Source organism: Pelorhabdus sp. sgz311002, assembly GCF_056134285.1.
This window is the reverse complement of the sequence record NZ_JBWBCL010000008.1, coordinates 22,721-49,503: the sequence shown is the minus strand read 5'-3', so window position 1 is coordinate 49,503 and position 26,783 is coordinate 22,721. Positions and strand designations below refer to the sequence as shown.

Sequence of the window (26,783 nt, the reverse complement as noted above, 5' to 3'; positions counted from 1 at the left end):
AATTATGAACATATTGGCTGAGTGGTCAAATATTTAGGAGGAAATTTTATGGCAAAGTATATATTTGTAACCGGGGGGGTTGTCTCATCCTTAGGTAAAGGGATTACGGCTGCATCTCTTGGTCGGCTCCTGAAAAGCCGAGGTCTGAGTGTAACAATTCAAAAATTTGATCCTTATATTAATATTGATCCGGGAACGATGAGTCCTTATCAACATGGTGAAGTATTCGTTACGGAAGATGGCGGCGAAACGGACCTTGATTTAGGTCATTACGAACGGTTTATTGATATCAATCTGAGTAAGAGTTCGAATGTAACAGCAGGGAAAATTTACTGGTCTGTCATTAATAAAGAACGCAAGGGCGATTATTTGGGCAGCACTGTTCAGGTTATCCCTCATATTACGAATGAGATAAAAGAAAGAATCTATCGTCTGGGGAAAGAAGAACAGGCTGATGTAGTTATTACCGAAATCGGCGGCACTGTTGGTGATATTGAAAGTCTGCCTTTTCTAGAAGCAATTCGTCAAGTAAAGAAAGAAGTTGGCCGTAACGGCGTTCTTTATCTTCATGTAACGCTAGTTCCTTACATTCAAGCCGCTGGCGAACTAAAAACCAAACCGACGCAGCATAGTGTTAAAGAGCTTCGCAGCATCGGGATTCATCCGGATATTATTGTTTGTCGGACAGAACATGAAATTTCGCCAGATATGCGCGATAAATTGGCTCTGTTCTGTGATATTGATTCTGATGCGGTTATTCAAAATAAAACAGCTTCATCCATTTACGATGTCCCGCAAATGTTAGCTGAAGAAGGTTTAGATCGTATTGTTATGGAAAAACTGAACCTTTCAGCGGCTGAGCCAGATATGACGGAATGGTATCAGATGGTCAATAAAATTCATGGTTCGAAAGAACAGGTTGAAATTGCTGTTGTTGGTAAATATGTGGCGCTTCATGACGCTTATATGAGTGTGACTGAATCGTTATATCATGCTGGTATTGCTAATGATGCCAAGATCTCAATTAAATGGGTTGATGCAGAAGAAATTGAAGCGCCTGCAACTGACTTAGAAGAAGTATTTGCTGGTGTGAGTGGTATTCTCGTTCCTGGTGGTTTTGGCGATCGCGGTATCGAAGGAAAAATCAAAGCAATTCGTTATGCTCGGGAAAATAAAATCCCATTCTTCGGTCTTTGCCTTGGCATGCAGACGGCTGTTATTGAATTTGCCCGTAATGTATGCCACTTGACTGGCGCTCATAGTACCGAATTTGATGCTGACACGGCGCATCCAGTTATTGACCTTATGCCTGATCAAATGGAAGTTGTCGATAAAGGCGGTACAATGCGACTCGGCGTATATCCTTGTAAGGTCATGGAAAACACCTTGACTCACAAGGCGTATCAAGATGAAATTATTTATGAACGTCATCGTCATCGTTTTGAATTTAATAATGCTTATAGACAGACTTTGACAGATTGCGGTTTGGTTATTGGCGGAACTCTGCCGAATGGCCGCCTTGTCGAAATTGTGGAACTGAAACAAGAAGTTCATCCTTGGTTTGTAGCAACGCAGTTCCATCCTGAATTTAAATCTCGTCCGACAACGCCGCATCCGTTATTCCGCGATTTTGTTACGGCAAGCTTACAATATAAGAAATAATGTAATGAAGAAACTGTTGGCGTGCCAACAGTTTCTTTTGCCAAAAGCAGTTAACCAAAGTGAGGGAGTCCATGATGTATAAAAAATCAGTTGTCTATGTTTTGATCGCTGTTTTTACTTTATCAGCGCTTGCTCTTATGGTGATTCCCAGTCTAAAAAAACAAGCGAAAGAGGAAAAAGCAAAAATCGCTGTTATTTACGTAGAAGGAGTGATTAATGGCGGCCGTTCGCAAATGGGTATGTTCAGTGATCAAGGGGGAACGGACGAGGTCATCAAACAGCTTCATGAAGCACGAGATGATAAAAGCGTAAAAGCTGTTGTACTTAGAATTAATAGTCCTGGCGGCAGTGCGCCAGCAGCGCAGGAAGTGGGCGAAGAAATCAAAAAATTGCGCGCTTCCGGTAAGCTTGTTGTTGCTTCTATGGGAGATATGGCCGCTTCGGGCGGGTATTGGCTAGCTGCTGTATCGGATAAAATTTATGCCAATCCAGCTACGCTTACAGGCAGTATTGGCGTATATATTCCCTATACAAATTTAGAAGAGCTTTATAAAAAGATCGGCTTACATCAAGAAAAAATAAAAAGCGGTGTTTATAAAGATATTTTATCGCCGGAACGGACCATGACAGCCAAGGAACGGGAGTTAATCCAGGTTATGGTTGATGATTTATATGAGCAGTTTGTGGCCGTTGTTGCTGAGGGCCGCCATATGGATCTGGAAAAAGTCCGTTCTTTGGCTGACGGCCGTGTTTATACGGGGCATCAGGCTAAGGATTTGGGACTCGTTGATGAATATGGCAATTTCTATGATGCAATTGATGGCGCGGCAGCACTTGCTGGATTCAAAGGAAAGCCGGAAATTGTGGAATATGGCAAAAAGAATCCTTTGGCGGTTTTAGTTGGCGCTGATAGCAAACTGTCTTTTGAAAAGCTCATTATGAAGCAGTTAGCTGATGGACAGGCGACATTGCTGCAGGGGCCATTAGCTTTGCCGTTATCAGAGGGCAGGTGAGAGGATGCAATCAACCTGGGAAATTTTATATGATGTGATTTTTCAGCCCCGTGAAGCCTTTCGTTCCTTCCAATTTGGGGCGCCGATCGCTTTGGCGCTATTGATTGTGATTCTTGCAGCAACAGCCCCCTCGTTGCTTTTCGCTAAAATGCTGACAGAGTCGCCAGAAGGGTACTTTTTTTCTTTCTTCTTGTTTCATGAAACGCTATTTACGTTTCTTATTTGGATTATTGGCACAGGTTTGTATCATTTGATAGCGGAATTAAGCGGTGGTAAAGGCAAAGTTACTGCCTTATTTGCCGCTTTAGGTATGGCGCATTTACCTCGCCTAGTTCTTTTGCCTTGTTCGGTGTTAAGCTATTTGCTTAGCGGAACACTTTTGACTCTCTGGAATATGGCAGTTGCCATAGGAATTGCGAGTTGGACCGTTTATCTGCTTTACTGTGCGCTGATATCGGTCTATCAATTGACTAGGGCCAAGGCGATTTTGTTGCTTCTTTCGCCAATGCTAGCTGGACTTTTGCTAGTTTTATTGGGGAGCACTTTTCTTGTGTTTTGGTTTAGCCAATTTATTGGCGGATATTTGTAATTTTTGGTAATTAAAGCAGGACTTTTTCTTTTTCGTGCGAATAACCGTAATAGATAACAGCAACAAGAACACTATGCAGCTAAGGCGCAAAATAAGAAAGCAGGTGGAGAGTTTGTCCTACACAGTACTGGTGATCGATGATCAGCCTGGAATTCGGCGGCTTCTGGTAGAGGTGTTAACAGAGGAAGGTCACCTTGTGGTAGCTGCCTCTAACGGTTACGAAGGATTGCAAAAAGCGAAAGAATGTCAGCCGCAGCTTATTCTCATGGATATGAAAATGCCGGGTATGGATGGGATTGAAACATTGCGGGAATTAAAAAAAGCGGGCCTAGGCGATAAGGTAATTATGATGACTGCCTATGGCGAGCTTGACCTTGTCAATCAGGCTAGAGAAATTGGTGCCTACGATTATATTACTAAGCCTTTTGATATTATTGCACTTTGCGAACGGATTCAGCAGTTAGCGCAAGAAGAAGGTTCACAAGCGAAAATTGGGTAGGAAAATGCTCCGGCTAGCCGGAGCATTTTCTTTGCAGGACTTTTATCTTGGGTGGCGAAAAGAATAGATAAGGAGGGAGAGATAATGGTAATTGGCACTCAAACTACACTGGCCTTATATTGTCAAAAATGCGGGAGTTTAATCACCCATGATTTGTCACGGTTTGCTGTAGGCAAAAATCTGCCGAAATCGCTTTATTGCAGCTGTGGACACTGTCAGGGAAGTGTAATCAGTGTTGGTGTGCGTCAATCTCTATTACAAATCCCTTGTGTGGTTTGTGAAACAGACCATCTTATCGTGATGGAAAATCGGCAGTTTTGGCAGGAACAGGTAAGTAAGGTTTATTGCGTGGAAGAAAATTTAGAGCTTGGCTTTGTTGGAAGCCGCCAAGCGATTGAAGAAATGCTTGCCGCCCATAAACGGGAGCTTGATAATATTTTTCCAGAAAATTCGTATGCCGATCATGAAGAGGCTGTAGCCAATTCGCAGGTCATGTTAGAAATCATTAATTTGGTTCATGATATTGCGGAGCGGGGCGGTGTTTATTGCCGTTGCGGCGGCACGGCCATTGAAGCAGATATTTTACCTGATCATGTCGAGCTGCTATGCGGTCAATGCGGCGGGCGTCAGATTATCCCGGCATTAACCGAAGAGGATGTTCTGTTGCTTAAGGCCCGCGACTCGATCGAAATTGTGCCATTGCGCCGTTCCCGGCGCAAACATTGAAGGCAGGAGGTTGAATATGAAGTTTTTCTTAGATACGGCCAATCTGAATGAAATTAAGGAAGCGGTTAAACTCGGTGTTGTTGCTGGTGTGACGACAAATCCTTCGCTGATTGCCAAGGAAAAAAGAAATATACATGAGGTCATTAAAGAAATTGCAGCGATTGTTCCTGGTCCAATTAGTGCTGAAGTAATTGGAACAACTTATGAAGAAATGCTACCTGAAGCGAGAGTCTTGGCGAAACTTGCGGCGAATGTCGTAGTTAAGGTTCCCATGACAGCGGAAGGTTTGAAAACCGTTGCTGCACTGACGGCGGAAGGAATCAAAACGAATGTAACGCTGGTTTTTTCGGCGAATCAGGCACTTTTGGCCGCTCGAGCTGGGGCAACTTATGTGAGCCCTTTTTTAGGTCGCCTTGACGATATTAGCCAAGATGGCGTAGAATTAGTGCAGACGATTACGAATATATTTGCTTTACATGATATTGACACAGAAGTAATTGCTGCAAGTGTGCGGCATCCTTTGCATGTCACACAGGCGGCGTTGGCTGGTTCGCATATTGCGACAGTTCCTTATAAAGTACTGTTGTCTCTATTGAACCATCCTTTAACGGACGCGGGTATTGCTCGTTTCTTAGAGGACTGGAAACAAGCGAATATGTAATGAGTTTAGCGCCAGCAAATGGCGCTTGAAGAAATGACAGGGAGATGCAAACATGGATCGTGAATTAGCCTTAGAATTTGTTCGGGTAACTGAAGCAGCAGCGATTGCTTCCGCACGTTTAATGGGACGGGGAGACAAGATCGGAGCTGACCAAGCTGCTGTTGATGCAATGCGTCGCGCTTTTGATAGTGTGTCGATCAGCGGTCGCGTCGTAATTGGTGAAGGCGAAATGGACGAAGCTCCAATGCTGTACATTGGGGAACAAGTTGGTGCTGGTGGAATTGAAGTCGATATAGCTGTAGATCCGCTAGAAGGAACAAATCTGGTAGCGAAAGGACTTCCTGGTGCTATCGCTGTTTTGGCTATTGCCCCGAAAGGCGGTTTACTGCATGCACCTGATATGTACATGCAGAAAATCTGCGTTGGTCCAAAGGCGGCAGGCAAAATTCATTTAGATGCACCTGTTGCTGAAAATTTACGGGTTGTTGCTGAATCCTTAGACCGTAAGATTGAGGATTTAACAGTTGTTACTTTAGATCGTGAACGTCATGCGAAAATCATTAAAGATGTACGTGATGCTGGCGCTCGCATTAAACTAATTTCCGATGGCGATGTATCGCCAGCAATTAATGCAGCCATTGAAGGAACTGGTGTTCATATGCTTCTCGGCATTGGTGGCGCGCCAGAAGGCGTTGTTGCAGCAGCTGCTTTAAAATGCTTAGGCGGCGATATGCAGGCGCGGCTTGTGCCTGAAAATGACGAAGAAATTGCCAGAGCTCACAAAATGGGCATTAGTGATTTGAATAAAGTGATGACAATTGATGATTTAGTTCATGGCGAAGATGTTATGTTTGCTGGTACGGCAATAACGGAAGGCGATTTGCTTCGTGGTGTTCATTATTTTGGCGGCGGCGTAAGAACTCATTCGATTGTGATGCGTTATAAACGCGGTACCGTTCGCTTTGTTGATGCGATTCATAAACTCGATGACAAAAATATTGCTCTGAAACGATAATCAATTTAGTGAGTTTATAAACAGAGAATGCTACGGCATTCTCTGTTTTTTTGTATAAAAGAACATGTTTGGTGCAAACTAAGAGTAGCTTTTATTTTTGCAAATAGAAAGGGCGAGTGAATGAAAGGTTTCCTGCTTTTGCTCTGTTTTCTGCTCAGCCTTTTTTGGCAAGGGCCGAGCTTGTTTTGGGAGAACAGAGAAGCCCCCGTTTTGAATGATTATGTTGCTGATGTGAAAAATGCCGAAGAAAAACAACAAGACCGAGATATTTCAGATGAAAATGATCTGCTCCATGAAGTGCAAAATGGGGAAACTCTCTGGTCCATTTCCGAGCACTATGGCGTATCCTTAGAGGCTCTTTGCAGTCGCAACAATAAACGAACGATTCAATTGCGTTCCGGCGAGCTTTTAATTATTCCACAAGGCCGTAAATGGCGGAACGAAAGCGTTTCCCGTGGCCGAAACGGTCGGTTTTTGTGGCCTATTATTGGCGAGATTTCTTCGCCTTTTGGCCTACGATGGGGAAGAATTCATGAAGGAATTGATATAGCGAGTGAATCAGGGACGCTTGTACAGGCAGCCAAAGATGGTAAGGTTACTTTAGCTGGCTGGAACGGCGGTTATGGCTATGCTGTAATGCTTGAACACAGTCAAAATTTTCAGAGCCTTTATGGTCATCTATCAGCAGTGTATGTTCAGCCTGGAGAGTTTATTCACAGCGGTCAAGTAATTGGCGCTGTAGGGTCTACGGGGAATTCAACAGGACCGCATCTTCATTTTGAAATACGGTGCGCTGGTGAGCCGCTAGACCCACTGCCACTTTTGCCGGCGCTGTAAGGGTGAATGGAAATGTTTGATTACGGCGAGCCACTTGTATTAGGTTTTCTAACTGCTGTAATGAGTTATTTTGGCAATACAGCCATGGTAAAAAGATTGGGAAATTGGCATCTGATTACAGTCGGGCCTGTGGCCGAGGAGGTCCTAAAAAGTAGCGCTGCCTGGTACTTTGGTGTCTCACTTTTCGTTGTTCATATGACCTTTGGTAGCGTAGAAGGTTTGTGTGAACTTTTCCAGGCCAAGGGCGGCAAGCAAAGCGCGCTGCTCAGTTTATTGGGACATAGCGCTTTTGGTTGGATTACAAATCTCATCTTTAGTCAGACGAATCAAATCGAACTGGGAATCTTAGCTGGTACGATTAGCCATGTGGGCTATAACTTATGGGTTTTTCTTTATTTTACTAAGCGACATTCAAGGAGGTCCTAGCATGGAGGTAAGCTATTACTGCTCTCATTGTCAGCGGTGGATTACTAGTTTTTTCGTGGAAAGCCTTGATGAAACAAAATTAGGGTTTGATTGCTTGACTGAAAAAGAGCGGCGGGATATAATTGAATTTGATTCTGAGAAAAATTCTGTGACTGTACAGACAATTTGTGATCTTTGCTACAAAGAGCAAGAACAAGCGGGGCTTTTTTTGTCTGCTTTTACGAATCATTTCATACAATAATAAAAAGAGCGCCAAAAAGGGCTTTAGCATTGCTAAAGCCCTTTTTGGGCCTGCCGCAAAACAGGCTTCGGCGTCTTAATAAGACGAGGTGTAAGAATGCATTATTTTTATGAACTTCTGCGAAAAGATCCATCGATAGAACAAGCTTTGGCTGTGTTTAAAGTCAAACAGAGCCAGAGTTTGCTCTACGGTCTGACTGGTGCGCCCAAACATTTATTAGCGGCGTTAGCTTATGAAGAAGCGCCTAAACCGACAGTGATTGTTTGTGCGAGTCAAGAAGCGCTAGAGCAGTTTCGTAGTGATCTGTCGGTAATTATAGCGGATCAGGAAATTCAGATTCTCCCGCCTTCTGATATGGCGAATTTTACGGCAACAGCCAGGGGTCTAGAGCTTTCTGCCCGCCGCAATCAAGTACTTAGCCATTTGCTTACAGGACAAAAAGGCATCATTTTGACGACAGCAGAAGCAGCAATACAAGGTGTTACGGCGCGAGCCGATTTTGAGGCGAGCCGATTTTCTCTAAAGCTAGGAGAACGGATTGATCGGAAAGCGTTATTACAAAAGCTTGTGCAAATCGGCTACGAGCGAGTTGATAGTATTAGTGGTCTCGGGCAGTTTAGCAGTCGCGGCGGTATTATTGATCTTTTTCCAATTACCGCCCAAGACCCAGTGCGGCTCGAGTTGTTCGACGATGAGATTGATTCACTGCGTACTTTTTCATTAGAAACGCAGCGGTCCATAGAAAGTATTACAGAGCTTATTATTTTGCCTGTCCATGAAACGGTGCAGATTGGTCGCGGCGATTCCTTTTTCTCCTATCTGCCGTCTGATGCGAATGTCATTTTTGATGAACCGATGCGGTTGCGTGAAGCAATGACTAAGGTAGTGAAAGAAAATCCTGAATATAAAAAACGAGTTTTTTCCTGGAGTGAACTCATTCAAGCGGCCAAGTCGGGAAACTTGGTCTATTTGACGTTGCTGCTCCAAAAAAATCCTCATACAGATCCTAGCACGATTATTAGTCTATCATCGAAGGGCGTTACGCCATTTCATCGCCAGATTGACTTATTTATGAAAGAACTGGCTTTATGGCAAGAACGGAAAAATACGGTTTTGCTACTCTTTAGTTCAGAAGAGAAGGCCAAGCATTTTTATCAGCATTTACGTCAGGAAAATGTGCAGGCTCATTTTGAGGCTCAGCCGGTAACGGTTGCTTCTGGCAGTATTCTTGTTACCTTTGGCGCGTTGTCTTCCGGTTTTGAAATGCCGCATGCGAAGCTTGTTGTTGTCAATGAAATTGATATTTGGGGGCGACAGAAACGCAAAATGCGGTCACGTCCCTCAAAAGAAAAGAAAATTACCTATTTTCGCGATATTAATTTAGGCGATTATGTCGTTCATGTGAATCATGGTATTGGTAAATATGTAGGCGTCGAAACGCTTGATGTCGGCGGAATTCATAAAGATTATCTCTTGATTCGTTACGCCGGTCATGACAAACTCTATGTACCGACTGATCAGGTTCATTTGCTGCAGAAATATATTGGTTCTGAAGGCGAAACGCCAAAACTGAGTAAGATGGGCGGCAGTGAATGGCTGAAGGCAACTTCCAAAGCTAAAGCATCAGTGGCTGATTTGGCCAAAGAACTTGTAGAACTCTATGCTCGCCGCCAAATGGCGCAAGGTTTTGCCGCAGAGCCTGATACACCTTGGCAGGCTGAGTTTGAAGAAGCTTTTCCTTTTGAAGAGACTCCCGATCAGCTTGCGGCGATTGCTGAGATTAAAAAAGACATGGAGTCGACGCGGACGATGGATCGTCTGCTATGTGGTGATGTGGGCTTTGGTAAAACGGAAGTGGCGATTCGGGCGGCTTTTAAGGCGGTTATGAGTGGCAAGCAAGTGGCTGTTCTTGTACCGACTACCGTTTTGGCACAGCAGCATTTTCGAACTTTTAGTGCTCGTTTTGCAGGGTTTGGTCCTGTGGTTGACGTGATCAGTCGTTTTCGTAGTACTAAAGAGCAGAAACAGACGTTGGCATTACTCAAAGAAGGAAAAGTCGACGTGTTGATTGGAACGCATCGGATTTTACAGTCTGATGTAAAATTTAAAGACATTGGCCTTTTAATTGTGGACGAGGAGCAGCGCTTTGGCGTAGCTCAGAAAGAAAAATATAAAAAATGGCGTAATCAGATTGATGTGCTTACTTTAAGTGCTACGCCAATCCCGCGAACGCTGCATATGTCACTAGTGGGAGCGCGCGATATTAGTATTATCGAAACACCGCCGGAAGAACGCTTTCCTGTACAGACTTATGTTGTAGAGTATGATGAAGAAATTATTCGTGATGCCATTCGCCGCGAACTGAGGCGGGGCGGGCAGGTTTATTTTGTCTACAATAAAGTACAGACGATTGATAAAATCAGCCGTGAAATTAGTGAAATGATGCCTGATGCGAAAATTCAAACTGCTCATGGTCAGCTGGCGGAAGAGCTCTTAGAGCAGGTGATGCTTGACTACTATGAAGGGGAATATGATGTTCTTGTCTGTACAAGTATCATTGAAAATGGGTTAGATGTTGTAAATGCCAATACGATTATTGTCTATGACGCCGATCACTTCGGCTTATCACAACTGTATCAGATGCGTGGCCGTGTGGGCCGTTCCCATCGGCTAGCGTTTGCTTACTTTACCTATCGCCGTGACAAAGTATTGACAGAGGTAGCGGAAAAACGTTTGCAGGCCATTAAGGAGTTCGCGGAACTCGGTGCTGGCTTTAAAATTGCTATGCGTGATTTGGAAATTCGTGGAGCGGGAAATATATTGGGCGCTCAGCAGCATGGGCATATTGTGAGCGTTGGTTTTGAAATGTACTGCCGACTTCTTGATGAAGCTGTGCAGGAACTGAAAACAGGAAAGGTCATTGAAGCTGTACCGGAACCTGTATTGGAATTGCAGAGTGAAGCCTATTTGAGTGGCGACTATATTGCAGAGCCAGCGCATAAGATTGAAATATATCAACGCATTGCCGCGATTCGCAATGAAGGGGAAATCAAGGAACTGCTTGATGAATTGATTGATCGTTTTGGTGAGCCGACGCAGCCTGTGCTAAATCTTTTAGCTGTGGCTAGGCTGAAAAATCTAGCTCGTGCTTTAAAAGTCAAAGCAGTTACCGAAAAGGCTCTTGTGGCCGAAGTTCATTTTTTTGAGCAGCCGAATCTACAAGTAGAAACGCTGCTAAATGTAAAGCAGCAGTTCCCGAATCGGATTACCCTTTTGCAAGGACCGCCACCTAGCCTCAAAATTCGAACCAAGGATTTAGCGAAAGAGCCGCTTTACTGGCTTTGTGACTTGTTTTCTTGTTTACTGCCTAAAGACGATCATGAATAAAAAGAACTGGAAAGATATATACTATCACTGCAGTCAATTGTAAAAAAAATGTAGAATAGGAGGGATACGCGTGAAGGCGACTGGAATCGTGAGAAGAATAGATGATCTAGGCAGAGTAGTGATTCCGAAAGAAATCCGTCGCACCTTACGAATCCGCGAGGGAGATCCATTAGAGATTTATGTTGATCGCGAAGGCGAGGTTATCCTAAAAAAGTACTCCCCAGTAGGAGAATTAGGAGACTTTGCGAAAGAATATGCCGAAGCTTTGCATGAAGCAATTTCTCACATGGTGCTTATTGCTGATCGCGATACGATAGTTGCTGTCGCCGGCGCTTCGAAAAAGGAGTTTCTCGGTAAGCCTCTGCGACTTGTAGTTGAAAAAGTGATGGAAGATCGCAAAACAGTAGTCATTAATGATCCAGAAGAATATACACATTATTATGATAAGAATAGCGATGTCGAAGCAGAGACCCTGGCGAACGTGTTTACAGCTGAGGTGATCTCACCAATTATTGTCGAGGGCGATGCCATTGGCGCTGTGATAATTTGCACGAAGCAGCCTGGTGTGGTCATGGGGGAAATGGAACATAAGCTGGCGGAAACAGCTGCTGGATTTTTAGCAAAACAGATGGCGCAATAGTTTTCCCTCTTCTTGTACGTATCTAAGTAGCGAGCCAATTGTTCGCTACTTTTTATATGGGGAAAGAGCGGCCGAAATGGGTCTGAAAGGATGACGCGTTATGAGGGAGGAGTCGTTTTTTAAAGGGGCCTTTTATTTAACAGCGGCAGGAATCCTGGTAAAGTTGATGGGCTCAGCAAATCGCATTGTTCTTTCCAGACTGCTTGGCGGCGAAGGGATTGGCCTATATCAAATGGCCTATCCGATTTATTTGCTGTTTCTAGGGCTTTCATCAGCAGGACTACCTGTAGCGATTTCTGTTCTTGTAGCCGAACGGACAGCTCTTAGTGATTATGGAGGCGCTCGGAAAATTTTTCGCTTATCATTCATTTTGCTTACCATTACTGGTTGTCTTTTTTCATTGCTCTTATACTATGGCGCTTCTTGGCTGATTTCGTGGCAGATTATTCGCGATCAGCGGGCCTATTATGCAATTATTGTCTTAGCTCCTGCTGTATTTCTCGTTACAGTCATGTCAAGTTACCGCGGCTATTTTCAAGGCTGTCAAACCATGGTTCCCACAGCCTTGTCGCAGGTCGTTGAACAATTTGTGCGGATTGTGACGATGTTGGGGCTCGTTTTTTTGCTTTTGCCGCAAGGTCTTGCTTATGCAGCAGCTGGCGCTAGTTTTGGCGCTGTTCCGGGAGCGGCGGCAGGTCTTTTCTTGCTTATCTATTATGATTATCGCTATAAACATTTTTTTTTACGCGGGCGGATTGGCTTAGGTTGGAAAAGTAAGGAGCAGTTTACTAGCATAATGGCTCGCTTGATTCGTCTCGCGTTGCCTGTGTCGCTGGCTCATATTATTATGCCCATTGTGGCGAGTATTGATTTAATGATTGTGCCGTTACGTTTGGAAATGGCAGGCTATACGATTCAACAGGCTACAGAACTGTTTGGGTATTTGGCAGGAATGGCTGTAACGCTAATGAACGTGCCAACGATTCTCACAGGAGCTTTAGCGGCAAGTCTGGTGCCTGATGTGGCAAGGACAGCGGCGCTTCAGCAAAAAGAGGCGCTAATCGAAAAATTGGAATTGGCGCTGCGATTGGCTAACTGGATCACTATACCTGCCTCGATGGGCTTGTACTTACTAGCGGGGCCGCTTTCACTGCTGCTTTACGGTACGAATCATGCTGGTCCGGTTACGAGTATCTTGGCTTGCGGCATTGTGTTTCTTGGCATGCAGCAAGTGACCACTGGAATTTTACAAGGATTAGGTCATACGTTGATTCCTGTGGTCAGTCTTGCCATTGCCGCCGTAGTAAAAATTTTCTTAAACTACACTCTGACAGCCTTACCTGACTGGGGAATTACCGGTGCAGCTTGGGCTACCGTTGTTGATTTTTTTGTGGCGTCTATGCTCAATTTGGCAGCGTTGCGCCTATCCCTCCATAGCGCTTGGCCGCTAAAAGGGCTTGGCCCTGTTTTGGGAGCTACGCTGTGTATGGGAGGGACTGTCTTATTTATTTATCATACTGCGATGACAGCACTCTACCATAATGGAGCTGCTGTTGGCGGGGCCATTATGGGCGGAATCGTTGTCTATGTGGTGACTTTCTTGATTTTGGGAGGATTTTGCCAGAGCGATATGGAAAGAATCCCTAAAATCGGTTTACCCCTAAGCCGTATTTTGCACCAATTTACCATAAGGAGATAAAAACAAATTGCAAAAATTAAGTATACCTTCAGGCACGATCACAGTAGTCGGTTTAGGCGCCGGGCCTTTTGAATATTTAACAGTAGAAACCTTGGACTATTTGACGCAGGCTACTTCGCTGTATCTTCGTACTGCCGTTCATCCGTCTGTGGCTGGGTTAAGAAGTCGGGGAATTTCTTTTGACACCTTTGATTCTGCCTATCATACTGGCAGTTCCTTCGAAGCGGTGTACGACAGCATTGTAGCTGCTTGTATTGCTAAGGCCCAGGCCGGGGAAGCGGTTGTCTACGCTGTACCAGGCAGCCCGCTGGTTGCTGAGCAGACTGTTGTCTTATTGCGTCAGGCGGCAGTTGAGGCTAATATTCCTCTTACTATTTTGCCTGGCATGAGCTTTTTAGAAGTCTTATACGCCAAACTGGAAATCGACCCATTGGCAGGGCTAGCGATTTTAGATGGAGCAAAACTTGATCTAAATGTTGCCGCAAGCGGGGCGGCATTAGTTATCTCGCAGGTCTACAATCAGCAAATTGCTTCTGACGTAAAGCTTTCTCTAATGGATTTTTATCCTGACGAGCATCAAGTTATATTTATCAGAAATCTTGGACTGCCTGACGAAGAAATTCGTCCTATTTTTCTCTATGAATTGGACAGGCAGCCAGTCATTGATCATTTAACAAGTCTTTATGTTCCGGCGATTGCCTCGCGGCAGCAGGATTTTTCTCTGACGCCGCTTGTCGATATTATGACAAAATTACGAGCGCAAGATGGTTGTCCCTGGGATATTGAGCAAACTCATAGCAGCCTCAGACGTTATATGGTCGAAGAAGTTTATGAAGTGCTGGAAGCGATTGATCAGGAAGATGCCGAACTGTTGTGCGAAGAACTCGGCGATTTGCTATTGCAAATTGTCTTTCACGCTCGCGTTGCCGAAGAGTCAGGGGCTTTCTCTATGCAGGATGTAATTGATCAGGTGACAGAGAAAATGGTACGACGTCATCCGCATGTATTCGGATCCATATCGGTACAGGATGCCGCTGAGGTTGTATTGAATTGGGATCAAATTAAAAAACTAGAGAAACAAGGCGAACGTCCATCGCAACTTGACGGCATTCCCGGCGATCTTCCCTCGCTCCTAAAGGCTTATAAATTGCAAGGAAAAGCGAAAAAGGTCGGTTTCGATTGGCCCCATATTGATTTTGTTTGGCAGAAAGTGCAGGAAGAATTAGCGGAACTTAAAGAAGCGGTTGCTATAGGTGCTCAGCAGGCCATCGAGGCTGAATTGGGCGATGTTTTGTTTTCGCTAGTCAACTTAGCTCGCTTTTTGCAGGTCGAACCTGAGACTGCTTTGAACCGAACGAATCAAAAATTTAAAAGTCGTTTTCAATTTATTGAAAAAAGACTTGCCGAATCACAGGTTTTATGGGAAAATGTAACACTAGATGAGCTTGATTTGCTTTGGGAAGAAGCTAAGAAGAAAGAAAAACGCTAAAAACCAGGACTTATCGGCACTTTTTTAATTTTAAAGAAGGAATAAAAACAGAAAGAGCGAATAATGCTAGACGTAAGCTCTACGTTAAGGAGGAAGATTTTGTGAATAAAACTGAACTTGTAGCGAGTGTAGCGGAAAAAGCCGGTATAACAAAAAAAGATGCGGAGAAAGCTTTGAATGCAGTATTTGAAAGTATTGAAGGTGCTCTGCAGGCTAACGACAAAGTACAAATTATCGGTTTTGGTACTTTTGAAGTAAAAGCAAGAGAAGAAAGAAAAGGCCGTAACCCGCAGACTGGTGATGAAATTACGATCCCTGCTTCGAAAACCCCGGTATTTAAAGCTGGTAAAGGCTTAAAAGATCTGGTAAATCAATAAGAATAGTTTTCCCTGCTACATAGAAAACCAGGTTGCTAAAAACCTGGTTTTTATTTATTCTAATAGTAAAGCAGTTTGAAATGAAATCAAACTGAAGAAAAGAATGCTGCAGGAGCGTGGAATATGGCCGGTAAAATTCTAATTGTTGATGATGAAGAAAATATTCGGGAATTGGTAAAGTATAATTTGGAGCGATCTGGTTTTTTAACGGTGGAATGCGGCGATGGTTTAGCGGCTTTAGAACTCGTTAAAAAAGAAAAACCAAATTTAGTGCTACTCGATTTGATGTTGCCAAGCCTAGACGGCTTGGAGGTCTGTCGTGCCTTAAAACAAAATCAAGATACAACGGCGATTCCGATTATTATGCTGACAGCAAAAGACGAAGAAGTCGATAAGGTATTGGGACTGGAACTCGGGGCCGACGATTATTTGACGAAGCCCTTTAGCGCTCGCGAACTAATAGCGCGGATTAAGGCGGTATTGCGTCGCAGCGGGAAAGAGCCAGCCGCATCAGGCGAACTAGCTGTTGGTAAGCTACGGCTTAATTTTACGCGCTATGAAGCGTTTTTAGGTGATGAAAAACTGGAGCTTACGCCGAAAGAATACGAGCTCTTAAAATTGTTTATTACGAATATCGGCAAGGTCTATACAAGAGAGCAATTGCTCGAAAAAGTATGGGGCTATGAATATTTTGGCGATACGCGGACCGTCGATGTGCATGTGCGTCACTTGCGGGCGAAACTAGTAAAAGAGCCAGAAGTGGCTGAAGCTATTGAAACGGTACGGGGCGTAGGCTACCGTCTAAGTGAACTTTAACAAAAGTTAATCTTTTCTTAACAATAAACGGACCCTTTCTGTGGTATAGTGCTAAACAGATACGACAGGAGGTCTGACTATGGAATTCACGAATGAATCAGGCATTCAAAAGAAAATACAAGTCAATAAATTGAAATTATATTATGGGCAGTCGCTGGCGTTAAAAAAAGTTTCGCTCGACGTTCAAGCAAACAGTGTAGTGGCTTTGATTGGTCCTTCCGGCTGTGGTAAGTCCACTTTTCTGAAAACCTTGAACCGAATGAATGATTTAGTCAGTGGCGTACGCATCGAAGGCGATATTCTGCTTGATGGCGAGAATATTTTTCATCCCAGCGTCGATGTGGTTATGCTAAGAAAACGCGTGGGGATGGTTTTTCAACGTCCCAATCCTTTTCCTATGTCGATTTATGAAAATATTGCCTATGGACCACGGATTCATGGTATTAATGATAAAGCACGACTTGATGAACTTGTAGAACGCAGCTTAAAAGGCGCTGCTCTTTGGGAAGAAGTAAAAGATCGTCTCGATCAGTCCGCCATGGGCATGTCTGGCGGTCAGCAGCAACGTCTTTGTATTGCTAGACTTCTCGCAGTAGAACCAGAAGTTCTGCTTATGGATGAACCTTGTTCCGCCCTTGATCCGATTTCCACAATGAAAATTGAGGAACTTGTCACTGAGCTGAAAGCGAAATATACGATTGTTATGGTCACCCATAACATGCAGCAGGCTGCCAGGGTATCTGATTATACTGCTTTCTTTTTAAACGGAGAGTTAGTAGAACATGAGCAGACTGACGCGATCTTTACACGGCCTCAGGATAAGCGGACAGAAGACTATATTACGGGCCGGTTCGGTTAAGCCAGGAGAAGGGAGAGTTACAAATGACTACAAGAGAAAATTATAGTCATGCTTTAGAGGATTTGCGCCAAGATATTATGGATATGGGCAATAAAGTGCAGGATTCAATTATCCGTTCGGTGGAAGCTTTGTCTAAACAGGATCTTGCTTTGGCGCGTCAAGTGATTGACAGCGATGATATCATTGACGAATTGGAAGAGAAGATTGAAGATAAATGCATGGTGCTGATTGCCAGGCAACAGCCATTAGCCAAAGATCTACGGGTGATTGGTACTGGCTTGAAAATCGTAACTGATTTGGAGCGAATGGGAGACCACGCCACAGATATTGCTGAGATTGCGCTTCGAATTGGCGATCAAGAACTGATTAAACCGCTTGTCGATATTCCGTTTATGGCGGAAGTCGCGGAAAAAATGCTACAGGACTCGCTAACCTCTTATGTGAATTTAGATATTACCTTAGCAGAAAAAGTATGTATGGACGATGATGAAGTCGATCATATTTATAATCGACTCTTTCGGGAACTGCTAACCTATATGATGGAAGATCCTCATACGATTTCTCAGGCGACGCAGTTGCTCTTTGTAGCTCGCTACATTGAACGAATTGCGGACCATGCAACAAATATTGCTGAATGGACAATCTATTTGGCTACAGGCCAGCGGTGCCGAAAGTTTGAATAAATAAGTTGTTTATAACAACTAAAAACAAAAAGGAATGTACTTTCGAACGGGGAATCGAAAGTACATTCCTTTTTTATTTTTATAAAACTTTATTTAGCCAAAATGAATGGCTGTGGGAATGGTAACAGTAAATGTGGTACCTTTATCGATTTCACTTGTCACGGTAATGGTACCGCCAATCATTTCTACAATCATTTTTACAATGGAAAGACCCAATCCAGTGCCACCAGCTGTACGAGCTCTGGCCCGGTCAACGCGATAAAAGCGGTCAAAAATATAAGGCAGATCTTTGGCGGGGATGCCAATTCCAGTATCCTTCACGGTAATAATGGCAGACTTGCCTTGTTCGCTGCAAGTAAGATAGACTTTGCCGCCTTCAGGTGTATATTTTGCGCTGTTTTCTAGCAGGTTTGTCACGATTTGCTTGATCCAATCGGCTGAGGCGGTTACAAAGATGGGATGGGGTGGCAGCGTTACAGTAAAGTCAATTTTCTTATCTTGCCAGTAAGGCAGGAGATTTTCGGCAGTACTTTTTAAAATTGGCGATAAGGCGACAGGATCAGAGACGGTTTTAGGCTGATCTGGCTGGCGGTTTAATCTGGCTAGTTGCAGCAGATCTTTTATGAGACGAGTCATTCGCTCTGATTCGTTAAAAATGATTGTAAGAAACTTTTGTCGTAAGCTGGGACTTTCCATGGCGCCATCCAGGAGTGTTTCGGCAAAGCCTTTTATTGCTGTAAGCGGCGTAGCCAGTTCGTGAGAGGCATTGGCGACAAAATCAGCTTGGCGGTCATTGAGTTCCTGTAGGGTCGTAATATCATGGAATACAGCCAGTACTGCTGTAATATCTTGATGATTTTCCTGAATCGGTACAAGCGAGACTTGATAAATTTGTCGGGAGACATCACTTTGCCGCTTTAGGTCAATGATCTGGTTTTCGCCAGAAGAAATGCTTTTTTGCAAGGCTTTATCAAGCTGGCTTTTACCGATGACATTCATGTTATGTTGACCAATCATTTTTTCCGTGATCGAAAAGTTAAGTGTAGCCATTTTATTGGCAGATACCACTTTGCCATATTTATCAAACATGATCACACCGTTGTCCATGTGTTCTAAAATCAGTTCTAACTTATTTTTTTCTGCAATCGTTTCAGTGATTTTATCCTCTAGATTCGAAGTGAGATGATTAATGGCATGAGCGAGTACTTCAAGCTCGTCACCTGTCTTTAAATATACGCGGGCCTCCAGTTTTCCATCGGCAATTTCCCGAGCTGTTTCCGCAATTTCTTCTAAGGGTTCAGTATATTTACGGGCCAGTCGTAGACTCAAAGCAATCGCGAGAAGAAAGGCAAAGAAAAAGGCTGCCAGCATAGCGTTACGAATTTTTTGAAAGCCTTCTTCAATGTGCGATAAACTCGTAGCGATGCGAATGGCTGCAATGAGCTCACGATCATTATAGACGGGGATTGCCATATAGAGGAGGTTTTCTTCTGTTGTATCACTGAAGCGAATTGACATGCCAGCCGCTCCTGATAGAGCAGACTGAACTTCTGGTCGATTCAGATGATTCTCCATTAACACGGGATTAGCGGAAGAGTCGGCAAGGGGAGCTCCCTGCTGGTCAATGACGGTAATCCGCATCTTAATTTTACTGCCTAGGTCTTTTACTTTATTGTCGATATTGTTGCGGCGCAAGGCGTCGGAAAGCTCGTCATGGAGCAATTCCTCAATAATTTGACACTCTACTTGCATAGTAGCCTTCAGCGCATTGAGATCATGATTATAAAAATACCATAAAACATAACTGCCAGTGAGAAAGAGCGATAAAAAAATCATAATAAAAAAAGCAAAGATGAGGCGAGTGCGAATGCCTAAGCGAAACATGAGAATCCCCCTCGGTATACTCTTATTCTTTTTTCATTATACAGGATGCCTTTTCTTCTTAGTAGCGATCTTAATTAAATTTTAATGATTCATTAACAATAAGAGCTGAAAAACACAGTATGATGAAACAAATAGAGCCATAAGGGAAAATAATGAGGTGGAAAAGGATGTCTGCTTTGGTTCAAAGCTTTAATGCCTGGAATGGTGAACCGAAAAGTAATGAGAAGAACTATTTTAAAGCGTTTCAGGAGATTCTTGAAAAACAACAAATCCGTGCAGTGATGCAGCCCATTGTATCTCTCTCTGATGGAACTGTCATTGGTTATGAAGCGCTTAGTCGCGGTCCTAAGGGATCCTTTTTAGAAAGTCCTGATATGCTCTTTTCTTTGGCTAGACGCTTTCAATGCGTATGGGAACTGGAAATGATCTGTCGGGAAAAGGCTTTAGCTAAGAGTGCAGTACTGCAAAAACAGGAACTTTTATTTTTGAATATTGACCCGCTCGTGTTAAGCGATGAACGTTTTAATAGCAGCTTATTTCAGCAAAGTATGGCTGCTTTGCCAGGAGCTTCGCGGCGAATCGTTTTTGAAATTAACGAAGGGACAGCTATTGAGGATTATGAAAATTTTCGCCGTATCTTAAAACAGTTTCGACAGCAGGGCTATAAAATTGCCATTGACGATGCTGGCGCTGGCTATGCAGGGTTAAATACACTGGCGCAAACCAATCCTCACTTTATTAAGATTGATATGGCGCTAGTTCGTCATATTGATAAAGATCCTTTCAAGCAGGCCCTAATGAAGGCTTTCCATGACTTCTCGCTTTTAACAAATATTAAAATGATTGCCGAAGGGATTGAAACGATTGCTGAACTCAATGAGTTGATTCAAATTGGCATTCCCTATGGACAAGGCTATTTTTTGCAAAAGCCTTCAGAGAATATTACTCCGCTCGCCAGTGAGGTGCGCGGCTATATTGCCGAACGGGTAAGGCGCAAAAAACGAGAAACGTTCTATACGCCAGTAACAATGCCGATTGGTGAAATTACTCGTCGTGATCCTTGTATTACGCCAACAACGCTGGGACATGAAGTCATCGAGTATTTCAACAATAATCCGAAAAGTATGGGCGTATGTGTTGTAGAAGGAAAAAAGCCTGTGGGTTTATTGATGAAAGATCGTTTTTTTAGCAATTTGGGAACTCAGTACGGTGTCGCTTTGTATATGAATCGTAAAATTTCTTTAGTGATGGATAAGGACCCCATTGTTGTGGATTATGCCATGCCCTTAGAGCAAGTGTCTAAAATGGCTATTTCTCGCTCTGATGAGACACTGTATGACTATATTATCATCACAAAAAATGGTGAGTATTACGGTGTCATTACGGTCAGGCGTTTACTAGAAAAAACAACACAACTGGAAGTAAATCGAGCGAAACATTCTAATCCATTGACAGGTCTTCCTGGTAATATTTTAATTGAAAGCACGATTAAAGAGGTACTAGCTCAAAACGAACCCTATACGATTTTATATTTTGATTTAGATAATTTCAAACCTTACAATGATGTGTACGGCTTTGAAAGCGGTGATAAAATCATTGATCTAACAGCTACCGTTATTCAGCAAGAATTGACGCGCGGCCTTGACGAGATACCCTTTGTGGGACATATTGGCGGCGATGATTTTATTGCTGTTTTGAGGCGCTGGAATGTAGAAGATATTTGCGGCCAGTTATCAGCCGCGTTTGATCGGCAGATTAGCTCTTTATATAGCGAAAGCGATTTAGCCAGAGGCTATATTTTGGCGAAAAACCGTCATGGTAAAGAGGAACGTTTTCCTTTGGTATCGCTTAGTATTGCGATTGTCACAAATAAGCAGCGCCAATATCCATCAGCCCAAGCTGTGGCTGAAGCAGCCAGCCTGTTAAAGAAAAAATGTAAGCTTTACTGGCAAAGCTGCTATTTCAGTGAAGAAATGGTAGAGCCTGTTTGCAATTTGCGTCCGGTCCCGTCGGATTTAACAGAAACGTAACATGGCTTTAACACAGTGGGAAAAGCATTGTTTTATAATAAAGCAAGAATGAAACTCAAACTTTCGAGGAGGAAATGAAATGAAATTTCTCGGGAAATCCAAATTTTTAACGGCAGCTATTACATTAATGCTGGGAGCAAGCTTGATTGCTGGCTGTGGCGGCGGAAGCGACAAAGCCAAAGCGGCAACAGATGAAATTCAAGGAACGGTTACGGCGTCTGGTTCGACAGCTCTTTTGCCGCTCTTGAAACCAGCTCAGGAAGAATTCCAGAAAAAATATAGTAAGGTAACAGTAAATATTGCTGGCGGCGGTTCTTTCACAGGCTTAAATCAAGTCGCAGCAGGCTCAGTCAATATTGGGAACTCTGACGTAGTTTTTACAGCAGAGTATAAAGATAAAGGTTTAGTCGATCATCAGGTTGCTGTTGCTCCTTTCGTATTTATTGCCAATACGGATGTGTCGGTTGAGAATCTGACAGCACAGCAATATATCGATATTATGACTGGTAAGGTTACTAACTGGAAAGACGTTGGCGGTAAAGATGCCAAAATTACACTGATTCATAGAGCTAAATCTTCCGGTTCTCGTGCTACCATTAGCGAAGTTGTGTTGAAAGGCGCTGAATTTACTGATAACGCAGTTATTCAAGATTCTAACGGAGCTGTACGTAGCGCTATAGCTAGTACGCCTGGTTCTATCGGTTATGTGGATGCCGCTTATGTTGATCAGACGGTCAAAGCACTTTCTTTCAATGGCACAAAATATTCACCTGATGCTGTTATCAATGGTCAGTATCCTGTATTTGCTTATGAGCATATGTATACAAAGGGCGAAGCTACTGGTGCAGTAAAAGCTTTCCTTGACTATGTACTGAGCAAAGAGTTCCAAGATACGTATATTGAAAAGAACGGTTTCATCCCTATGACCAAAATGAAGAAGTAAACTTTTTAAATAAGGACAGAGGAGCTATAGCGTTTTCGCTATAGCTCCTCTGTTTGGTTTTAACAAAGAATTAACAATCCATTAACAGATCGCTCAGGGCAATGCTTTATAATGAATTTAACAACTTAAACGAATGGTTTAGGAAAGGTAGAGGGATGTGGGACTATGGAATTGGCCAGAACTTTAGTTGAATCGAAAGATAACAGGCATAAATTTAAATTAACTTGTGATAAGTATATTCGTTATTTATTTATTGCTTGTGCCTGTCTCATGACATTGATTATTTTATCAATTATTATTTTTGTTGGACAGCAGGGGCTTATGACATTTCAAGAAGTAAGTCCGATAGATTTTTTTACGCAATCAAAATGGAGTCCTTCTGATGGGAAGTTTGGTGCTTTCAGTTTTATTTCTGGATCAATTCTAGTTACCTTACTGGCGGTAATTATTGGCGCACCGCTTGGTTTGGCCGGTGCCGTATTTATGGCTAAGATTGCTCCGTCTTGGCTTCGGGAAATTATGCGCCCAGCGACGGATCTCTATGTGGCTGTACCATCCGTTGTCTATGGCTTTGTCGGAATGACAATTCTAGTACCAGCAATTCGAACTTATTTTCATACAAACACAGGCTTTGGTCTGTTGGCAGCGGCGCTGATTTTAGCTGTTATGATTTTACCAACGATTATTAGTATTTCCGAAGATGCGATTCGTGCAGTTCCAACTGCTTTAGAAGAAGCCTCTTTAGCATTAGGCGCTACACGTTGGCAAACTTTGTGGCGGGTGCTGATTCCTGCTGCTGTACCAGGCATTCTTACTTCAATTATTTTGGCTATGGCCAGAGCGGTTGGGGAGACAATGGCTGTGCAAATGGTTATCGGTAATACGCCGCAGTTGGCAAAGTCCTTGTTTATGCCTACAGCAACATTGCCAAGCGAAATTGTTGTAGAAATGGGAAATACTCCGTTTGGTTCTGCCTGGGGTAATTCTCTCTTTTTGATGGCGCTGGTGCTGCTATTGCTATCACTTGCCATGATTTTAATTATGCGCCGTGTGGCGAAAGGACGGATGGCTTGATGTCTGCAAAGTTGACTGATAAAATTGCTACTTTCTTGATGTGGGTGGCGGGATTTCTCATTTTGGCGATTCTTGCCGCCTTCTTACTGTATATGTTAGTGAAAGGACTACCTGTTCTTTCCTGGAACTTTATTACTAGCCCGTCAAGTGATATTCGCGCTGGCGGCGGTGTGGCCGGACAGTTATTCAACTCTTTCTACATTTTATTTTTATCGTTACTGTTTTCCGTTCCCGTCGCACTCGGTGCTGGAATTTATCTAGCGGAATATGCGAAACAAAATAAGCTTACTGATATGATTCGCCTGAGTACAGAAAGCTTGGCCACAGTTCCTTCGATTGTTTTGGGGCTATTTGGTATGATTATTTTTGTAAATATGCTCGGAATGGGCTTTAGCATTGTAGGCGGCGCTTTGACGCTGTCGCTCTTGAATCTGCCTGTGCTTGTGCGGGTTACAGAAGAAAGTATTCGAACTGTACCGGCCTATTACCGTGAGGCCAGTTTGGCGCTTGGTGCTACAAAGTGGCAGACGATCTGGAATGTTGTATTGCCAAATGCATTACCTGGTATTATTACAGGACTTACCTTGACGGCGGGGCGTGCTTTGGGGGAGACAGCTATATTGATTTTTACAGCAGGAACGACCGTATCGCGCCATATTGGTGATATTGACCCTACGGCCGCTGGTGAAACGCTGGCTGTGCACATGTGGTATGTCATGGCTGTGGGGCTGGTCCCTGACCGAATGGATATAGCCAATGGCACGGGTGCTTTGCTTATTGTTATGATTTTGATCTTCAATTTACTCTTTGCTATCCCGGGCAGGATTATAAAAAGGCGGACGGCGGCAGCAAAGCATTAAAAACCGATAGTACAGTTTTGACTGTTGGAAAATGGGGTTAGCGTATTCGGCATTTCTACTTGTAGGGTGTGGCTTTTGGGCAGTAATCACGCTATAGAGTAGGATTGTTTTGAACTACGATAGCCCCATTTTTGTGTCTGATCAGCACTGATTTTGTATTTGGAAGGTTTGGTTATCTAAATGTTAAGAAATGGGAAAGTCACTAGGAAGACTGCGGCGGCAATGATACCATGGACATGCACAAAAGAACTGATGGAGGGGTATCATGCTCAAAGGTCTGGCTTGGGTTTGGCATAAAGGTCGTACGTATTGGCAAAAGGGGAAAGGTTTTCGTGGGTTTAACAGGCAAAACTGGTGTGAAAGTTGGCAGCAAAAGTGTTCTTCTTTAGCTTTTTTATTTATTTTGGTTATGGTTCTTGCCTGTTCAGTTCCGGTGGCTTTGATTGGTTCTTATTTTGCAAGTCAAACGATGAATGGACTGATTCAGACTGATGTTGATAAGAATAGTAAAGTGGCGGAGCGAGTGGCCAGCGAACTAGGGAATTATATGCTTACTAAGCGTAATTTTTTGCTTGCTACTGCTTCACGACCAGAGATACGTTCCCTTCAGGCCGATGATGCCAAGCAATTTTTAGCGTCAGTAAAACCTTATTATGGTACGGATAATTTAGCCGTGATTCGATCAGATGGTCAAGAATTAGTACGCACAGATGCTTCTCCTGTCACAAATGTAGCAAAAGAAGCGTATTTCTCGCAAATTCATACCGAAAAAGCCGCTTTTTCGAATGTTGTAAAAGATCATGGGAAGCTGGCGGTCTTGGGGTCGATTCCGCTACAAGGGGCGAGCCAGAATATACAAGGTATTTTAGTTGGTCAAATTTCCTTAGCGACGATTCAAGGAATTGTTGAGACGATCTTAGCGCAAAATCCCGGCTATAATATGATTGTCATTGATCGAAATCGTGTTCCTTTGTTTTATCAGTCCGATGTTAGTGCTGTAGAGGAGCAGCGTCAACTCAATGAATCTTACTACAATGAAGCTGTAGCGCAAGAAAGCGGCGATACAACAGCTATCGTACGCGGGCAGGATTATTTGATTTCCTATCGTTCTGTAGCGAATACGAACTGGGTTGTAATGACTTTTTATCCCAAGACAGCGGCGCTACAAGGGGCTTATGACAGTGTTTATCAAAGTATCAAAGCGGCTTTTATTGTCGTGGCGATATTTATTATTGGCGGTCTCTTTTTTACACGTCGCCTCTTGGCCCCGCTTAAAACGCTCGTTACAAAAGTAAATCTTGCCGCAGAAGGCGATTTGCGGCAAGATTTGGCGAGTACAAGTCAAAATGAGTTTGGTCAGGTAGCTCGTTCCTTTGGGTTCATGATGGAGAGTCTTAGAAAAATTGTTTTGGCTGTAAAGAAAGCGACGCACTTTGTAACAACTGCCGCCGAGCAAGTTGCTGTAAGCGCTGAAGGCTCGACCCAGGCAAGTGAACAGGTAAGTCAAGCGGTGCAGATTATTGCTGTTTCCATGGAAAACCAACGCGAACGAGTGAAAGAGACGACAGGAGCGATTGAAGGGCTATCCGAATTAAGTCGACGGGTGGCTGACAGCATTAGCCATATTGCCTTGCAAGCGGCCAGTTGCTCTGATACGGCCATAGACGGACAAAGCACAGTGCAGAAAACAGTAGGCTATATGGAAGCAGTAAAAGAAACTATGAGTGGTACTGCTGATCAAATGGCTTTATTAGAAAACAATGCTAAGCAAGTCGGTCAAATTACCGATATGATTCGCGGTATTGCCAAGCAGACCAATTTGTTGGCGCTAAATGCCGCCATTGAGGCGGCAAGAGCAGGACAGGCAGGACGTGGTTTTGCCGTTGTTGCTGATGAGGTCCGCAAGCTAGCCGATCAGTCCCTTGCTTCTGTTCAAGAAATTTCTCAGGTGGTTCAACGAATTGATGACGAAACCAAAGCGGTCTCTGTTACAATGTGCCAAAGTTTTGATAAGGTTTGCGATGGAGTAGCCGCGGCTCAGTCATTAGGACCTGCCTTTGAGAAAATTGTTGCTTCTGTCGCTTCCATGCACGAAAATACAGTCGTTGTACGCCAAGAGACGGATGAACAGGTAGAGCTTTGTCAGTCGGCGGTGAAGACCGTACAATCGGTGATGGATTTAGTGTCGGCTAATAGTGAAAGCGTTCAGGAAATTGTGGCAGTTAGCGAAGAACAAGCCGATGCCTCGCGGCAAATTCATGAAGCTGTTGCTGAAGTGAAAATCCTAGCGGATGACTTAGCAGAGCTTATCAGTCGCTTCAAAGTATAAATTGTACTGCAGGCGGCATACTACAGGCAAAGGAGGACGAATTA

24 protein-coding genes are annotated in these 26,783 nt (G+C 43.6%); 23 read left to right on the top strand and 1 reads right to left on the bottom strand.

Annotated elements, in window-relative coordinates:
• Positions 1-48 precede the first annotated feature (48 nt).
• The 18 genes from AC0NJP_RS12515 (at position 49) to phoU (ending at position 17,619) form a co-directional block, all read left to right on the top strand.
• Positions 49-1,662 carry a CTP synthase gene (locus AC0NJP_RS12515; protein WP_474039351.1) on the top strand — a complete coding sequence of 538 codons (1,614 nt, stop codon included), beginning with the start codon at positions 49-51 and terminating at the stop codon, positions 1,660-1,662.
• A gap of 71 nt (positions 1,663-1,733) precedes the next feature.
• Positions 1,734-2,675, top strand: a complete 942-nt coding sequence (gene sppA / locus AC0NJP_RS12510; protein ID WP_474700001.1) for a signal peptide peptidase SppA — start codon at positions 1,734-1,736, stop codon at positions 2,673-2,675.
• A 4-nt stretch (positions 2,676-2,679) separates the two neighbouring features.
• Complete coding sequence (locus tag AC0NJP_RS12505; RefSeq protein WP_474700000.1) at positions 2,680-3,264, top strand: YIP1 family protein; 585 nt, start codon at positions 2,680-2,682, stop codon at positions 3,262-3,264.
• A 103-nt stretch (positions 3,265-3,367) separates the two neighbouring features.
• Entirely contained in the window at positions 3,368-3,763 is a 396-nt protein-coding gene (locus tag AC0NJP_RS12500; protein WP_474039348.1) for a response regulator, read from the top strand.
• Between the two features lie 84 nt (positions 3,764-3,847).
• Positions 3,848-4,489 carry a hypothetical protein gene (locus tag AC0NJP_RS12495; RefSeq protein ID WP_474039347.1) on the top strand — a complete coding sequence of 214 codons (642 nt, stop codon included), beginning with the start codon at positions 3,848-3,850 and terminating at the stop codon, positions 4,487-4,489.
• A 16-nt stretch (positions 4,490-4,505) separates the two neighbouring features.
• On the top strand, positions 4,506-5,150 hold the full coding sequence (gene fsa, locus AC0NJP_RS12490) for a fructose-6-phosphate aldolase (RefSeq protein ID WP_474039346.1): 645 nt from the start codon (positions 4,506-4,508) through the stop codon (positions 5,148-5,150).
• A 52-nt stretch (positions 5,151-5,202) separates the two neighbouring features.
• Positions 5,203-6,165, top strand: coding sequence for a class II fructose-bisphosphatase (gene glpX / locus AC0NJP_RS12485; RefSeq protein ID WP_474039345.1), 963 nt, complete (start codon positions 5,203-5,205; stop codon positions 6,163-6,165).
• 210 nt (positions 6,166-6,375) lie between these two features.
• Positions 6,376-7,002: a peptidoglycan DD-metalloendopeptidase family protein gene (locus AC0NJP_RS12480; protein ID WP_474699999.1), complete on the top strand. Its 627-nt coding sequence runs from the start codon at positions 6,376-6,378 to the stop codon at positions 7,000-7,002.
• Positions 7,003-7,014: 12 nt separating this feature from the next.
• The gene (locus AC0NJP_RS12475) at positions 7,015-7,428 is read left to right on the top strand and encodes a hypothetical protein (protein WP_474699998.1); all 414 of its coding nucleotides are present in this window, start codon (positions 7,015-7,017) and stop codon (positions 7,426-7,428) included.
• Position 7,429: 1 nt separating this feature from the next.
• Entirely contained in the window at positions 7,430-7,669 is a 240-nt protein-coding gene (locus tag AC0NJP_RS12470) for an anti-sigma-F factor Fin (protein WP_474699997.1), read from the top strand.
• Between the two features lie 96 nt (positions 7,670-7,765).
• On the top strand, positions 7,766-11,056 hold the full coding sequence (gene mfd, locus AC0NJP_RS12465; RefSeq protein ID WP_474699996.1) for a transcription-repair coupling factor: 3,291 nt from the start codon (positions 7,766-7,768) through the stop codon (positions 11,054-11,056).
• Positions 11,057-11,126: 70 nt separating this feature from the next.
• Entirely contained in the window at positions 11,127-11,696 is a 570-nt protein-coding gene (gene spoVT, locus AC0NJP_RS12460) for a stage V sporulation protein T (protein ID WP_474039340.1), read from the top strand.
• A 100-nt stretch (positions 11,697-11,796) separates the two neighbouring features.
• A complete protein-coding gene (locus AC0NJP_RS12455) occupies positions 11,797-13,395 on the top strand; it encodes a putative polysaccharide biosynthesis protein (RefSeq protein WP_474699995.1) in 1,599 nt (532 codons plus the stop codon).
• Between the two features lie 7 nt (positions 13,396-13,402).
• The gene (yabN, locus tag AC0NJP_RS12450) at positions 13,403-14,884 is read left to right on the top strand and encodes a bifunctional methyltransferase/pyrophosphohydrolase YabN (protein WP_474699994.1); all 1,482 of its coding nucleotides are present in this window, start codon (positions 13,403-13,405) and stop codon (positions 14,882-14,884) included.
• A gap of 101 nt (positions 14,885-14,985) precedes the next feature.
• On the top strand, positions 14,986-15,261 hold the full coding sequence (locus AC0NJP_RS12445) for an HU family DNA-binding protein (RefSeq protein ID WP_474039337.1): 276 nt from the start codon (positions 14,986-14,988) through the stop codon (positions 15,259-15,261).
• A gap of 123 nt (positions 15,262-15,384) precedes the next feature.
• Entirely contained in the window at positions 15,385-16,077 is a 693-nt protein-coding gene (locus tag AC0NJP_RS12440) for a response regulator (protein ID WP_474039336.1), read from the top strand.
• A gap of 103 nt (positions 16,078-16,180) precedes the next feature.
• A complete protein-coding gene (gene pstB / locus AC0NJP_RS12435) occupies positions 16,181-16,936 on the top strand; it encodes a phosphate ABC transporter ATP-binding protein PstB (protein WP_474039731.1) in 756 nt (251 codons plus the stop codon).
• A 23-nt stretch (positions 16,937-16,959) separates the two neighbouring features.
• Positions 16,960-17,619: a phosphate signaling complex protein PhoU gene (gene phoU, locus AC0NJP_RS12430; RefSeq protein WP_474039335.1), complete on the top strand. Its 660-nt coding sequence runs from the start codon at positions 16,960-16,962 to the stop codon at positions 17,617-17,619.
• A 93-nt stretch (positions 17,620-17,712) separates the two neighbouring features.
• Here the strand turns inward: phoU and pnpS are convergent, their stop codons facing one another.
• Positions 17,713-19,503 (bottom strand): two-component system histidine kinase PnpS, encoded by a 1,791-nt coding sequence (gene pnpS / locus AC0NJP_RS12425; RefSeq protein WP_474039334.1) that lies wholly within the window; start codon positions 19,501-19,503, stop codon positions 17,713-17,715.
• Positions 19,504-19,670: 167 nt separating this feature from the next.
• Between pnpS and AC0NJP_RS12420 the strand changes: the two genes are divergently transcribed.
• From AC0NJP_RS12420 to AC0NJP_RS12400, 5 genes are all read left to right on the top strand, one after another.
• Positions 19,671-21,533, top strand: a complete 1,863-nt coding sequence (locus AC0NJP_RS12420; protein WP_474699993.1) for an EAL domain-containing protein — start codon at positions 19,671-19,673, stop codon at positions 21,531-21,533.
• Positions 21,534-21,612: 79 nt separating this feature from the next.
• The gene (locus AC0NJP_RS12415) at positions 21,613-22,476 is read left to right on the top strand and encodes a phosphate ABC transporter substrate-binding protein (protein ID WP_474039332.1); all 864 of its coding nucleotides are present in this window, start codon (positions 21,613-21,615) and stop codon (positions 22,474-22,476) included.
• Between the two features lie 165 nt (positions 22,477-22,641).
• The gene (pstC, locus tag AC0NJP_RS12410; protein ID WP_474039331.1) at positions 22,642-23,550 is read left to right on the top strand and encodes a phosphate ABC transporter permease subunit PstC; all 909 of its coding nucleotides are present in this window, start codon (positions 22,642-22,644) and stop codon (positions 23,548-23,550) included.
• Positions 23,550-24,410 carry a phosphate ABC transporter permease PstA gene (gene pstA, locus AC0NJP_RS12405; RefSeq protein ID WP_474039330.1) on the top strand — a complete coding sequence of 287 codons (861 nt, stop codon included), beginning with the start codon at positions 23,550-23,552 and terminating at the stop codon, positions 24,408-24,410. The genes pstC and pstA overlap by 1 nt, the downstream gene beginning before the upstream one ends.
• A gap of 265 nt (positions 24,411-24,675) precedes the next feature.
• Positions 24,676-26,739 carry a methyl-accepting chemotaxis protein gene (locus tag AC0NJP_RS12400; RefSeq protein WP_474699992.1) on the top strand — a complete coding sequence of 688 codons (2,064 nt, stop codon included), beginning with the start codon at positions 24,676-24,678 and terminating at the stop codon, positions 26,737-26,739.
• Positions 26,740-26,783 lie beyond the last annotated feature (44 nt).